The organism is Gordonia sp. LMA167, assembly GCF_058130025.1.
Genome location: NZ_CM176708.1, coordinates 4,963,777 through 4,977,353, shown reverse-complemented (window position 1 = coordinate 4,977,353; position 13,577 = coordinate 4,963,777). Strand labels below are relative to the sequence as shown.

12 protein-coding genes are annotated in these 13,577 nt (G+C 66.2%); 6 read left to right on the top strand and 6 right to left on the bottom strand.

The genetic code is table 11. The annotated features are described in order from the left end of the window. Positions 1-11 precede the first annotated feature (11 nt). Positions 12-1,046, top strand: a complete 1,035-nt coding sequence (locus tag ACVT6V_RS22645) for a 6-phosphofructokinase (RefSeq protein WP_489896341.1) — start codon at positions 12-14, stop codon at positions 1,044-1,046. 1 nt (position 1,047) lies between these two features. On the opposite strand, the gene ACVT6V_RS22640 is transcribed toward ACVT6V_RS22645, so the two are convergent. Next, entirely contained in the window at positions 1,048-1,302 is a 255-nt protein-coding gene (locus tag ACVT6V_RS22640; RefSeq protein WP_489896340.1) for a PspC domain-containing protein, read from the bottom strand. A gap of 143 nt (positions 1,303-1,445) precedes the next feature. On the opposite strand from ACVT6V_RS22640, the gene gatB reads away from it, so the two are divergent. Beyond that, positions 1,446-2,948, top strand: coding sequence for an Asp-tRNA(Asn)/Glu-tRNA(Gln) amidotransferase subunit GatB (gene gatB, locus ACVT6V_RS22635; protein WP_489896339.1), 1,503 nt, complete (start codon positions 1,446-1,448; stop codon positions 2,946-2,948). A 52-nt stretch (positions 2,949-3,000) separates the two neighbouring features. Here gatB and ACVT6V_RS22630 read toward each other — a convergent pair whose 3' ends face one another. The 3 genes from ACVT6V_RS22630 to ACVT6V_RS22620 form a co-directional block, all read right to left on the bottom strand. Continuing rightward, complete coding sequence (locus tag ACVT6V_RS22630) at positions 3,001-3,429, bottom strand: Imm63 family immunity protein (protein ID WP_489896338.1); 429 nt, start codon at positions 3,427-3,429, stop codon at positions 3,001-3,003. Continuing rightward, positions 3,429-4,163 carry a TNT domain-containing protein gene (locus ACVT6V_RS22625; RefSeq protein ID WP_489896337.1) on the bottom strand — a complete coding sequence of 245 codons (735 nt, stop codon included), beginning with the start codon at positions 4,161-4,163 and terminating at the stop codon, positions 3,429-3,431. The genes ACVT6V_RS22630 and ACVT6V_RS22625 overlap by 1 nt, the downstream gene beginning before the upstream one ends. 127 nt (positions 4,164-4,290) lie before the next feature. After that, the gene (locus tag ACVT6V_RS22620; RefSeq protein WP_489896336.1) at positions 4,291-5,472 is read right to left on the bottom strand and encodes a PQQ-dependent sugar dehydrogenase; all 1,182 of its coding nucleotides are present in this window, start codon (positions 5,470-5,472) and stop codon (positions 4,291-4,293) included. A gap of 82 nt (positions 5,473-5,554) precedes the next feature. On the opposite strand from ACVT6V_RS22620, the gene ACVT6V_RS22615 reads away from it, so the two are divergent. Beyond that, positions 5,555-6,694: a DoxX family protein gene (locus tag ACVT6V_RS22615; protein WP_489896335.1), complete on the top strand. Its 1,140-nt coding sequence runs from the start codon at positions 5,555-5,557 to the stop codon at positions 6,692-6,694. Positions 6,695-6,872: 178 nt separating this feature from the next. Here ACVT6V_RS22615 and ilvD read toward each other — a convergent pair whose 3' ends face one another. Together ilvD and ACVT6V_RS22605 are read right to left on the bottom strand one after the other, a co-directional pair. Next, entirely contained in the window at positions 6,873-8,717 is a 1,845-nt protein-coding gene (gene ilvD, locus ACVT6V_RS22610) for a dihydroxy-acid dehydratase (RefSeq protein ID WP_489896334.1), read from the bottom strand. 176 nt (positions 8,718-8,893) lie between these two features. Beyond that, positions 8,894-9,328: a PH domain-containing protein gene (locus tag ACVT6V_RS22605; protein ID WP_489896333.1), complete on the bottom strand. Its 435-nt coding sequence runs from the start codon at positions 9,326-9,328 to the stop codon at positions 8,894-8,896. Positions 9,329-9,601: 273 nt separating this feature from the next. On the opposite strand from ACVT6V_RS22605, the gene ACVT6V_RS22600 reads away from it, so the two are divergent. The 3 genes from ACVT6V_RS22600 to ilvC all read left to right on the top strand — a co-directional run bounded on the left by ACVT6V_RS22600 (position 9,602) and on the right by ilvC (position 13,187). Then, positions 9,602-11,581, top strand: a complete 1,980-nt coding sequence (locus ACVT6V_RS22600; protein WP_489896332.1) for an acetolactate synthase large subunit — start codon at positions 9,602-9,604, stop codon at positions 11,579-11,581. Then, the gene (gene ilvN, locus ACVT6V_RS22595) at positions 11,578-12,081 is read left to right on the top strand and encodes an acetolactate synthase small subunit (RefSeq protein WP_489896331.1); all 504 of its coding nucleotides are present in this window, start codon (positions 11,578-11,580) and stop codon (positions 12,079-12,081) included. The genes ACVT6V_RS22600 and ilvN overlap by 4 nt, the downstream gene beginning before the upstream one ends. Positions 12,082-12,173: 92 nt before the next feature. Next, positions 12,174-13,187, top strand: a complete 1,014-nt coding sequence (gene ilvC, locus ACVT6V_RS22590; protein ID WP_489896330.1) for a ketol-acid reductoisomerase — start codon at positions 12,174-12,176, stop codon at positions 13,185-13,187. Positions 13,188-13,577: the final 390 nt, after the last annotated feature.

Below are 13,577 nucleotides of genomic sequence, written 5' to 3'. Positions count from 1 at the left end.
GTCTCACGGTAATGGCCAAGAGGTTCGGCATTCTCACCAGCGGCGGTGACTGCCCTGGACTGAACGCGGTGATCCGTGGCGCGGTGCTCAAGGGTGAAACCGTCTACGGACACGAGTTCGTCGGCTTCAAGGACGGTTGGTACGGCCTTGTCTACGGAGACATCATCGAACTCGACCGCACCCGGGTTCGTGGTCTGTCCCACGAGGGTGGAACCATTCTCGGGACCAGCCGATTCGGGCCCTATCACGAACCGGACGGCGGCGCCGAGAACATCAAGAAGGTGCTCAAGAACCTCGGCATCGACGGTGTCATCGCGATCGGCGGCGAGGGCACGGCGTCGGCATCCAAGCGCCTCTACGAGGACGGCATCAACATCGTCGGGGTGCCGAAGACGATCGACAACGACCTGGACGCCACCGACTACACCTTCGGTTTCAACACCGCGGTGGAGATCGCCACCGAGGCCATCGACCGACTCCGCACGACCGGCAACTCGCACAAGCGCTGCATGGTCCTGGAGGTCATGGGCCGACACGCGGGCTGGATCGCGCTGTATTCGGGCATCGCCGGGGGTGCGCACGCGATCCTCATCCCGGAGCAGCCGGAGAGCCTCAACCAGATCTGTGCCTGGGCGACCAGCGTCAAGAACCGCGGCCGTGCGCCGATGGTGGTCGTGGCCGAGGGCTTCAAGCTTCCCGAGATGGAGGAGGCCTACTCGGACAAGGGTCTCGACGGCTTCAATCGGCCGCGTCTGGGCGGGATCGCCGAGGTGCTCGCCCCGCTGATCGAGGAACGGACCGGTATCGAGACCCGCGCCACTGTGCTCGGGCACATCCAGCGCGGCGGCGTACCCACCGCCTTCGACCGCGTTCTCGCCACCCGACTCGGCATGGCGGTCACCGACCTCTGCGCGGACAAGGGCTGGGGCAAGATGGTCGCGCTGAGCGGCACGGACATCGTGCGCGTCGACTTCGCCGACGCCCTCGCGAACCAGAAGTCGGTGCCGGCGGACCAGTATCAGGAGGTCCGCGTCATCTTCGGGTGAGTCAACTCGCGTACGGCGGATAGGGCGGTGCGGCCACGATCGGCGGCGCGGCAACCGGTTCCCGTGGGATGACGATCCACAGCACCAGGTACAGCAGCACCTGAGGTCCCGGCAGCAGCACGGACGCGACGAACAGCACCCGTATGAGCGTCGGGTCCCAGCCGAAGCGCTTGGCGATGCCGCCGCAGACGCCGCCGAGCCAGGCATCGTCGCGCGAGCGCATCAATCGGGGAGTGGTCGGAACTGGTGTGGTCATCATGTTTCCTTTCTGATGTCTTCGACGCTACGCACGACGAACCGCGTCGGCATCGGGGATGACCCTGACCCCGACCCGGGTTTCGATGTCCGGGTGACCGGGCCACGCGCCCCGATGATCCGGCGAGCAATAAGATGTCACCCATGACTGCCGCCACCACGGAACTGCTCGACTACGACCAGGTCATCGCGAACTTCGATCCGGTGCTCGGGCTCGAGGTCCACGTCGAACTCGGCACCGAGACGAAGATGTTCTGCGGCTGCCCGACCGCATTCGGGGCCGAGCCCAACACCCAGGTGTGTCCGGTGTGCATCGGCCTGCCGGGATCGCTGCCGGTGGCCAACGTGAAGGCGATCGAGTCCGCGATCCGGATCGGACTGGCGCTGAACTGCTCGATCCGTCCGTCGAGCGTGTTCGCACGCAAGAACTATTTCTATCCCGATCAGCCGAAGAACTATCAGATCTCGCAGTACGACGAGCCGATCGCCTACGACGGCTACCTCGAGGTGCTCCTGCCCGACGGCACCCCCTGGCGGGTCGAGATCGAACGTGCCCACATGGAGGAGGACACCGGCAAGTCGCTGCACATCGGCGGTTCGGGTCGCATCCACGGTGCGAGTCACTCGTTGCTGGACTACAACCGGGCCGGGGTTCCGTTGGTGGAGATCGTGACCAAGCCGATCGAAGGGGCGGGCGAGCGTGCCCCCGAGGTGGCCCGCGCCTACGTCACCGCACTGCGAGACCTACTCAAGGCCCTTGACGTGTCGGACGTGCGGATGGACCAGGGTTCGTTGCGGTGCGATGCCAACGTGTCGTTGATGCGTAAGGGCGCAACGGAATTCGGCACGCGGACCGAGACCAAGAACGTCAACTCGCTGAAGAGCGTCGAGATCGCCGTGCGTTACGAGATGCGCCGGCAGGCCGCCATCCTGGAGGCCGGTGGCGAGATCGTGCAGGAGACCCGTCACTTCCACGAGAGCGACGGCACCACCTCGCCGGGACGCCGCAAGGAGACGGCGGAGGACTACCGGTACTTCCCGGAACCCGACCTGCCGCCCGTGCAACCCGATCCGTCGTGGATCGACGAGCTGTCCACGACCCTGCCGGAGATGCCGTGGGTGCGTCGCGCGCGTATCCAGGACGAGTGGGGCGTCTCCGACGAGGTGATGCGTGACCTGGTCAACGTGGGTGCCGTGGACCTCGTGATCGCCACGGTGGATGCCGGCGCCGGGGTGGAGGCCGCCCGCGGGTGGTGGGTGTCGTTCCTGGCCCAACAGGCGAACAGTCGGGGCACCGACCTGGCCGACCTGCCGATCACTCCCACCCAGGTGGCGACCATCATCGGTCTCGTCGACGAGGGCAAACTCACCACCAAGCTCGCGCAGCAGGTGGCTGTGGCGGTTCTCGACGGCGAGGGCGAGCCGGAGCAGGTCGTCGCCGACCGTGGCCTCGAGGTCGTCCGTGACGACTCCGCGCTGCAGAAGGCGGTCGACGACGCCCTCGCCAACAACCCCGACATCGCCGACAAGATTCGCGGCGGCAAGGTCGCGGCCGCAGGCAAGATCGTCGGTGACGTCATGAAGGCCACGCGTGGCCAGGCAGATCCGGCACGAGTCAAGGAATTGGTGCTCGCAGCCTGTCAGTGAGTTGTCACATCGGGCGCCCTCGCCCCGCCACCGGGAGCGCGGGCCGCCGAGGTCACGGCGACGGCAGTGAGTCGATGATGCCCTCGTCCGCACCGGCATCGATCATCCGTGCCCGCAGCGTCGCGAGCCAGGTCTCGGCCCACGACTGATCGGCGCAGGCCAGCGCGTCGTACTGTGCCTGCCACGCGGCCCGGGGGAAGTCGCCGGATTCGGGTGGATGCAGGCGCCACGCGATGCGTTCGGCAATCACTTCGGCGACGAGCGACAGGTATTTGTCCGGGTCCGTGGAACTCCGGTCCGACAGGATGCGGTCGCGTTCGCGACTGGTGATATGCCAGCCGTCCGAATCGTTCACGCAGAACGGTGTCGCGTCTCCGCGGATCTCGCCGAGCACCGGCAGATCTTCCGGATTCGCCCGCATCCGCGTACCCAGATCCATGATCCGGGTACGCATCTCGTCATCGAGCTGGTCTCCCGGCATCAGTGCACGGCGGGGAAGACCTGTTGCACATACCCTGCACACCGCAGCCAGGCGACGCCGAGCGTGTCGTCGTCGTTGATGAAGCTGTCGCACTGCGGGTTCTTGGTGACCTCCGTCGTCAGATAGCTGCGCACCACCTCGTATTGGATTCCGCCGCCACGCTGTTCGAACCAGGGCGCGATACGACCGGTGTCGACGGGGAGATCCTTGATCACCTCGTACACGTGATAGTTGCAGTATTCTTCCTGGCCCTGCGGGCCACTGAGATTCGACGGGGGCAGTGAACGCGCGGCGTATTTCGTTCCCGCGGGCGCGAGGAAGTTGCCGCGCTCGCCGCCGTAGCGATCCAACCGGCGCCCGACCTTCATCGTCGCCTTGTGCTTGATCGGTTGGTGGTTGCGATCGAGGACGTAGCCCTGCCCATCGGGGTACTTCCACCACTTCTTCTCGGTGTCCCAGTACTTTGCAAGGAATTCGGTACTACCCGGCAGAGAGCCGAACCGTTGGTAGCCGGCCAACTGTGGCCCCGTCGGGGGCTCGTTCGACAGGGTCTGCGGCCCGAGCTCGCTCTTCTGCTCGTAGGACGCCACCGAGCAACCGTGCGTGGCGGGGCCGCCGAGGGAGCCGAGATCGAGGGACCCGAGCGGATTCGGCGCGGCCGTCGCGACGGCGCCGGACGACAGGCAGAGGAAGAAGACGGAGGCAAGGACGACGAGGAGACTGCGACGGTTCATGTGCCGCGCCTTTCGCGTTCGGTGATCGCGGGATGAGTTTGACCGAACTGTAATGGACGACGCCGATCGTCGGCTGCGAGTTCGACAAACCCGGAAAGGGCGGTGAACAGGTGCGGATCACCGCAGGTCAGGTGCGGTCCTCCGTCGACGACGGTGGCAACCACCGGATCACCCGGTCGTCGGTGCTGACCGGTTTGCCCGAAGTGCGGTTGACGGTGGCGAACTGCAGTATTCCGTTCTGCAGGGCCACCATTCGCCCGAGGGCGCCGTATCGCTTGTCCAGCACCACCACCGGAGGGGTGATCGCGGGCTTCTCCCGAGTCGGTTCGTTGAGTGCCTCGATGTGCTGGGTTCGGGTGGTGGAGACGAAGATTGCGCCTGAGGCGACGGCGCATCCGGCGATCTGCGGCCGGTCCGGCCATGTCCACAACACCTTCGGACCCGAGGCCTCGAGCACCTGCAGCCGGTCCTCGCTCGCCGTCTGATCGGCGAGGTACAGAGTGCCGGAGGCGACGCTGGGACACAGTGAGACATTGGAACCGAGACCTGACGCCAGGATGCGTGGCGGTGGGTTTGTTCCCGACCGGAACGAGGTCACCAGCAGGATCTTTCCGGCCAGCGACGACGGATTCGCGGCAGCGGAGGGGTCGCCGGCGTTGCCGGTCGCCACCACCAGTTCCGTCGGCGAGCGGAAGTACATCGCACCCATGTTCCCGGTGGCACCCTTGGGGATACCGACCAGGATGGGTTTGGGCACGTCTCCCGGCGCGAGGCGCACGATCCGATTGTCGGACGCGGTGGTGACCAGCGCGTAGATCAGACGATCCTGTGCATAGGTTGGCGAGAAGGCGAAGTCGATCAGACCGCCGTCGCCGGACGCGTCCACGGGAGTCTCGGCCAGAATTCGTTGTGGCCCATAGCGTTTGGTTGTGATGATCTTGCCGGTGGTGCGTTCGGCCACCACGGTGACATCACCCTTGTCATCACCGGGCATCACCGCGGCAGTCGACTGTAGGCACGTCGCGATGACCGCGGGATCAGGGTCGACGCAGGGTCCGGGCGGCGGGGGTATCGGCGGTTCGGTGGGGGAGGGGCGCGGCGGTGGCTTCTGCGCCGCGGACTGGTTGTTGGCGCTGAACGCCCCGGCGTCCTTGGCCCGATCCTGGTCGGTGAAGTCGGCGCAGCCGCTCAGCACCAGGAGAAGCGCGCCGAGGACGGTCACGGCGACGAATCGGACCGAGTGTGACCGATGACTCCCCGATGCCAACCGCTCACGGTTGCGCGTTGCCGACGGCCACCCCTTGCGCATGCCACCCAGAGTAGGCGATCGATTCCGACTCACCGCGTGCTGCTGGGCGCACACATCGGCAACTGCGCTTACAGTCGGACGTGTGAGCGAACGTGACATGCCCGCTGGAGGCGGGTCCAGTCCGTACGACGAGCCGACCGGTGAGATCGATCTCGGGCAGGGTGCGCCGATGCGTCGGCGTCGGGTTCCGAGCGAGGAGCGGGATTCGTTCTACGCGAAGCACGCGATGCCGCCCCGGCCGCCGATGTCGCGGGTCGACGACCTCGACGACATCGAGCCGGACGAGTTGGAGACGACGTCGATGCGTGCGCCTGATCGGACGCCGGCGACGCAGGCGATCCCACCGCAGGAGAAGGTGTCCCATACTGGTGAAAAACCCGACACCCGTGAGGGGGCTTCCGACACCGGTGAGGCGGCGACCGAACCGTTCACCGCGTCGAGTGCATCCGCTCGGTCGGCGCCGACCACGGCATTCGACGCCGCCGACCCGTCCGACGTCCCCTCGACCCGGGCTGCCTACACCGAGGTGCACACGCCGGCGGTCCCGGCCCCCGCGATCGACCCGGACATGGCCGATGATCACGACGTATCGCCGACCGCCGACGACCGACTTCGTGCCACCGAGGCGGACCTCGCGGACATGGAACGTCACGCGCGTCGGGGCACCCTTGATCTGGGGCTGTTGTTACTCCGATGTGCGGTGGGCGTCATCGCCATGGCGCACGGCGCGCAGAAGCTCTTCGGGTGGTGGAACGGTCCGCGACTGTCGGGGTTCGAGGACATGCTCATCAACGCGCCGAACACGGCGATCGGTTTCCAGCCCGACGCCGCCCGGCCACTCGCGATCGTCGGCGCGCTCTCCGAGACGCTCGGCGGACTGATGTTGGTCGTCGGTCTGTTCACGCCCCTGGCTGCGTCCGCAGTACTCGGCGTGATGTTGATCGCCGCAGCCTACAAGGCCACCCTGGCCGGGGGCGTCTGGTTCTTCGTGAGCGGGGGCGGCGGAGCGGGCATCGAATACGAGTTGCTGCTGGTGGTATGCGCAGCGGTGATCATTCTCACCGGACCCGGCCGCCTCTCGATCGATGCGCCCCGGGGCTGGGCACGGCGCCCCGCGTGGGGTTCGCTGGCACTACTCGTCGTGGGGATCGGTGCTGCGGTCGCCATCTGGCTGTTGTTCAACGGGACCAACCCGTTCCACTCTCCGGGTAACCCCACCTGAGGGGAGCGTCGCCTGACGGGAGGGTCGCTCGCAGGAGGGTCGTTTGCAGCGGCCACCTCCACGAAGAGCGCCCCACACAAGCACCCGGTCGAGAGCGCTCATCGACATGATGTCGATGGCGCCGCTCTGCCGGGCGCTTCTCTGGGGCGCTTTTCGCGGCCGACGGATGCTGCCGACCTCAGTCGACCTGGCGCACTGCTCCGCGGTCAGCCGATGTCGCCAGTTTCGCGTAGGCCCGCAGCGCCGTGGTGACCGTGCGCTGACGATCCTTCGGTTGCCAGGGGCGTTCGGATGCCTCCATCTTCGCGCGGCGCTCGGCCAGGACATCGTCGTCGACCAGCACCTCGAGGCGCCGGGTCGCGACGTCGATGAGGATCGGGTCGCCGTTCTCGACCAGGCCGATCGCGCCGCCGGATGCGGCCTCGGGGGACATGTGACCGACCGACAGCCCCGACGATCCGCCGGAGAACCGTCCGTCGGTGATCAACGCGCATTTCTTGCCCATGCCGGTGCCCTTCATGAAGGCGGTCGGGTGCAGCATCTCCTGCATGCCGGGCCCCCCGGCGGGTCCTTCATATCGGACGACGAGGACCTCGCCGGCCTGGATCGTCTTGGACAGGATGACCTGGACGGCTTCCTCCTGGCTCTCGACGACGCGGGCCGGGCCCTCGAAGTGCCAGAGGTCTTCGTCGATACCGGCGGTCTTGAGGACCGCGCCGTCGGGGGCGAGGTTGCCGCGCAGCACGCATAGTCCGCCCTCGACGGTGTAGGCGTGGGCGAGGTCGCGAATACATCCGCCGGCGGCATCGGTGTCCAGCGAACTCCACCGGTTGGCGGTCGAGAACGGGGTGGTGGTGCGGACCCCGCCCGGCGCGGCATGGAACAGCTCGAGTGCCTCGTCGATTGCGGAGCCGCCACGGATGTCCCAGTCGTCGAGGAAGCTCGCGATGGTCGGGCTGTGCACGGTCGAAGCGGTGTCGTCGATGAGCCCGGCACGACGCAGCTCGCCGAGGATGGCGGGGATGCCGCCGGCCCGATGGACGTCTTCCATGTGGTAGTCGGAGTTGGGTGACACCTTCGACAGGCAGGGCACATTGCGGCTGATCTGGTCGATCACCGACAGGTCGAAGTCGGCGACCTCACCTTCCTGAGCGGCGGCGAGGATGTGCAGGACGGTGTTGGTGGACCCGCCCATCGCGACGTCGAGCGCCATCGCGTTGCGGAACGCCGTGGGCGTGGCGACGTTACGAGGCAGCACCGAATCGTCGTCATCGCGGTACCAGCGGGTCGCCGCGTCGACGACGACGCGTCCGGCACGCTCGAACAGAGCGCGGCGGGCCTCGTGCGTGGCGAGGGTGGAACCGTTGCCGGGCAGGGCCAGACCGAGCGCCTCGGTGAGACAGTTCATCGAGTTGGCGGTGAACATGCCCGAGCACGAACCACAGGTCGGGCACGCCGAACGCTCGACCGCCGACAGGCCCTCGTCGTCGACGTCGCTGTTCGCCGACGCCGAGATCGTGGTGATGAGGTCCGACGACGGGTGGGCGACATCGCCGACGACGACTGCCTTACCGGCCTCCATCGGGCCGCCCGACACGAACACCGTCGGGATGTTCAGGCGCATCGCGGCATTGAGCATGCCCGGAGTGATCTTGTCGCAGTTGGAGATACAGACCAAGGCGTCGGCGGTGTGGGCGTTGACCATGTACTCGACCGAATCGGCGATGATCTCCCGGCTCGGGAGCGAATAGAGCATGCCGCCGTGGCCCATCGCGATGCCGTCGTCGACGGCGATCGTGTGGAACTCGCGCGGCACGCCGCCGGCGGCCCGAACCGCGTCGGCGACGATCTCGCCGACATCCTTGAGGTGTACATGCCCGGGAACGAACTGGGTGTACGAATTGGCGATTGCCACAATCGGTTTGCCGAAGTCGTCGTCGGTCATGCCGGTGGCGCGCCACAGCGAGCGGGCGCCCGCGGCTTCGCGTCCGACGGTGGTGGTGCGGGACCTCAGAGCTGGCATCGAATCAATCCTCGGTGGTCGTTGCGCCTGAAGAGGCGGATCAGGGTGTGGCAGGCGACCGCGACACCTCATGCGCGTCACCGCCTGCCGAGGTTACTCCGCTGTGATCTGGCACAACAAAGCGGTTTGGATGGTCGGTGTGGACGGTCGGTGCGTAGACCAGGGACCGGGAGTGGTCAGCTCTCGTCTTGCGCGGCAGCGGCGTACGGATCGGGGATGCGTCCGCGGCTCGCGGCCGACAATCGTGGCAGATCGGCAAAGGTGATCGCGGGCAGCCTCACGCGCGCACCGTTGACGAGGACTGCGCGCACCGAACCCCAGCGGGGGAACTGCAACCCGTCGATCTCGTTCCAGGCGATCTCCCGGGAGGAGAAGGTGTGTACCGCACACAGTCCTTCATCGGTGACCACCGTGCGAATCCGGACGATCCACCAGCCGAGCAGCACCGGGACGATCAGGGTCCATCCCAACCACACCAGCGAGGCGCCCGCGAGGATCACCGCGACCACGAACATCATCGGGATCGCGAAGTATGCGATCTTCGCGATCCGGAACGTCTGCGGCAGTTCGACGGCGGGTGCATCAGAGGAGGCGGGTGTTGACGTTGACACCACTCCATTGTCTCACCTCCGTCATCCCGCTGGTCCACCAGTGTTTTCCCACGATGTGAGACGGGGTCGGATGTGGTTTGACTCTTGACACGCGCCGGTCCTACCGTGAAGGCGTGAAGCAGCACGAGAATCTCGTAGTAATCGGCCGGCGCGTCGTCGCCTGACCGGTCACATCGTAGACCCTCGGCATCGACGCGCCACCCTCGCACAGCTCAGCTGTCGGGGGTTTTTTCTTGTCAACTAAACGAACACCAGAGCATGAAGGACCGTGCAGTGAGCGCACCAACAGCACGTACCGGCGCCGGCAGCGGAGCGAGTGGGCCGAGTTTGACGGCCACCTCGCATGAATCGGCGCCGCGCCAAGAGTCACCGGCCGGCGGGAACCTGCGGGCGGTAGGACAACACACTGTTGCACCGGAGCGGGTCAGCGGAGCGAAGTCCGTCGTCCGGTCGCTCGAAGAACTCGGCGTCGAGGTGGTATTCGGCATTCCCGGTGGTGCAGTGCTGCCTGTTTACGATCCGCTGCTGGACTCGGAGAAGGTCCGTCACGTCCTGGTCCGACACGAGCAGGGTGCAGGGCACGCGGCCACCGGCTACGCGCAGGTGACCGGCCGCGCCGGGGTCTGCATGGCGACGTCGGGTCCGGGTGCGACCAACCTGGTCACCCCGTTGGCCGACGCTCAGATGGACTCCGTGCCGGTCGTCGCGATCACCGGCCAGGTCGGTCGCGCGCTCATCGGTACCGACGGGTTCCAGGAGGCCGACATCTCGGGCATCACGATGCCCGTCACCAAGCACAACTTCCTGGTGAGCAACGCCGCCGACATCCCGCGCGTCATCGCCGAGGCCTTCCACATCGCCGAGAGCGGACGGCCGGGTGCTGTCCTCGTCGACATCCCGAAGGACATCCTCCAGTCGCAGACCACGTTCAGCTGGCCACCGCAGTTCGATCTGCCCGGCTACCGCCCGGTGACCAAACCGCACGGCAAGCAGGTCCGCGAGGCCGCGCGGCTCATCCAGGCCGCGAAGGCACCTGTCCTCTATGTCGGCGGTGGCGTGATCAAGGCGAACGCGTCCGCAGAACTGAGGGAACTCGCCGAGCTGACCGGCATCCCCGTGGTCACCACCCTGATGGCGCGCGGCGCATTCCCGGACAGCCACCAGCAGCACCTCGGCATGCCCGGGATGCACGGCACCGTCGCCGCCGTCGCGGCCCTGCAGCGCAGCGACCTGCTGATCACCCTCGGCGCACGGTTCGACGACCGCGTCACGGGTCAGCTGTCGTCGTTCGCCACCAACGCGAAGGTCATCCACGCGGACATCGATCCGGCCGAGATCGGCAAGAATCGTCATGCCGACGTGCCGATCGTCGGAGACTGCAAGGCGGTCATCGCCGACCTCATCGAGACCATCCGCAACGAGCGTGCGACCACCACGGCGGCGCCGGATCTGTCGGAATGGTGGAGCTACCTCGACGGTGTGCGCCGGACCTACCCCCTGAGCTACGACCGCCAGGCCGACGGCTCGATGTCGCCGGAGTTCGTCATCTCGTCCATCGGCAAGGCTGCCGGTCCGGATGCGGTGTACTGCGCCGGTGTCGGTCAGCACCAGATGTGGGCCGCTCAGTTCATCTCCTATGAGAAGCCGCGAACCTGGCTCAACTCAGGCGGACTCGGCACGATGGGTTATGCGGTGCCGGCCGCGATGGGCGCCAAGATGGCGGCCCCGGACACCGAGGTCTGGGCCATCGACGGTGACGGCTGTTTCCAGATGACCAATCAGGAACTGGCGACGTGTGCCATCGAAGGGATCCCGATCAAGGTCGCGCTGATCAACAACGGCAACCTCGGCATGGTGCGTCAGTGGCAGACCCTCTTCTATGAGGAGCGCTACTCCAACACCGACCTCGCCACCCATTCGCGACGCATCCCGGACTTCGTGAAGCTCGCAGAAGCGCTGGGCTGCGCGGCGTTCCGCGTCGAGAACGAGGCCGACGTCGATGACGTCATCGCGCAGGCCCGTGCGATCAACGACCGTCCGGTGGTGATCGACTTCATCGTCGGCGCGGACGCACAGGTGTGGCCGATGGTCGCTGCCGGAACCGGCAACGACGAGATCATGGCCGCACGGGACATCCGGCCGCTGTTCGACGAAGACGAGTCGGCGTCGGACACACCGGAGATCCACGAGACGATGAATCGGACGGACGCGGCCGTGTTGGCCGCCACATCTGCACAGAAGGACCAGAAGTGAGCACCACCCACACCCTCAGCGTCCTCGTCGAAGACCGGCCAGGTGTTCTCGCGCGCGTCTCGGGACTGTTCTCGCGTCGCGGCTTCAACATCGAGTCCCTTGCGGTGGGACCCACCGAGCTCAAGGGGATCTCGCGGATGACGATCATGGTCACCGTCGACGACTTCCCGCTTGAGCAGGTCACCAAGCAGCTCAACAAGCTGATCAACGTGATCAAGATCGTCGAGCAGGACCCGGCGAGCTCGGTGTCGCGCGAGTTGATGATGATCAAGGTCCGTTCGGACTCCGCAGTGCGCAGTGAGGTCATCGAGGTCGTGAACCTGTTCCGCGCGAAGGTCATCGACGTCTCACCCGAGTCGCTGACGGTCGAGGCGACCGGAACCTCGGAGAAACTCGAGGCGCTGCTGCGGATGCTCGACCCATACGGCATCCGCGAGATCGCACAGTCCGGCGCGGTCACACTCGGACGGGGGCCAAAGAGCATGTCGGCCAACCGCTGACACCTCGGCGCACAGCCGACACACGAAGTACCAGAGCCCTTTCGGATAACCGAACATCCAGAGGGACAACAGAAATCGAAGGGAATCCAACTGTGGCGATCGAACTGTTCTACGACGACGACGCCGATCTGTCGATCATCCAGGGTCGTAAGGTCGCGGTCATCGGCTATGGCAGCCAGGGACATGCGCATTCGCTGTCGCTGCGTGACTCCGGGGTCGACGTCGCGGTCGGTCTGCGCGAGGGCAGCAAGTCGCGCGAGAAAGCCGCCGAGCAGGGTCTGAAGGTGATGACCGCCGCCGAGGCGGCAGCGTGGGCCGACGTCATCATGATCCTGGCGCCGGACACCAGCCAGGCCAAGATCTTCAGCGAGGAGATCGAGCCGAACCTCAAGGATGGCGACGCGATCTTCTTCGGTCACGGCCTCAACATCCACTTCGACCTGATCAAGCCCTCCGCCGACATCACCGTCGGCATGGTCGCGCCGAAGGGACCGGGTCACCTGGTGCGTCGTCAGTTCGTCGACGGCAAGGGCGTGCCCTGCCTGATCGCGATCGACCAGGACCCCAAGGGCGAGGGTCAGGCTCTCGCGCTGTCGTACGCCAGCGCGATCGGTGGTGGCCGCGCCGGCATCATCAAGACCACCTTCAAGGAAGAGACCGAGACCGACCTCTTCGGTGAGCAGGCCGTGCTCTGCGGTGGCACCGAGGAACTGGTCAAGACCGGTTTCGAGGTCATGGTCGAGGCCGGTTACGCACCGGAGATGGCCTACTTCGAGGTGCTGCACGAGCTCAAGCTGATCGTCGACCTCATGTACGAGGGCGGCATCGCCCGCATGAACTACTCGGTCAGTGACACCGCGGAGTTCGGCGGCTACCTTTCCGGCCCGCGGGTCATCGACTCCGACACCAAGGAGCGTATGCGCGGCATCCTGCGCGACATCCAGGACGGCACCTTCGTCAAGCGCCTGGTCGCCAACGTCGAGGGCGGCAACAAGGAACTCGAGGATCTCCGTAAGAAGAATGCCGAGCACCCGATCGAGGTCACCGGTAAGAAGCTGCGCGATCTGATGAGCTGGGTGGATCGACCGATCACCGAGACCGCCTGATTCCGTTCGTCCCGGCGGAAGAACCGCAAGGTCCCCCGAGCGCTCGCTGCGCGCGGGGGACCTTGTCGTTCGGGTGGCGTACTTTACTGGCTGCCGCCAGTTGGGAAGACGAGGAGGGCGCGCTCGTCCGCTAGTATCTCGCAAACTGGGCACCGAAGACACGGGGGGGATTTCGATGACCGGTGTTTGCGTAGATCCGTGCGCGCTGCGCGACTATTCGGCGGCCGTGGAGGACGTATCTGGTGAGGTGTCCGGCTGCCGCTTGCCTGATCGCTTCCACGATCTTGCTGCGTGCATGCCGGGCTCCTCGACGGCGTACTCCTCGAATACTGCGTCGCCCGCGATCCGCAGTGCACTGGATGAACTTGCCAATTTCTACTCCGGGCTGTC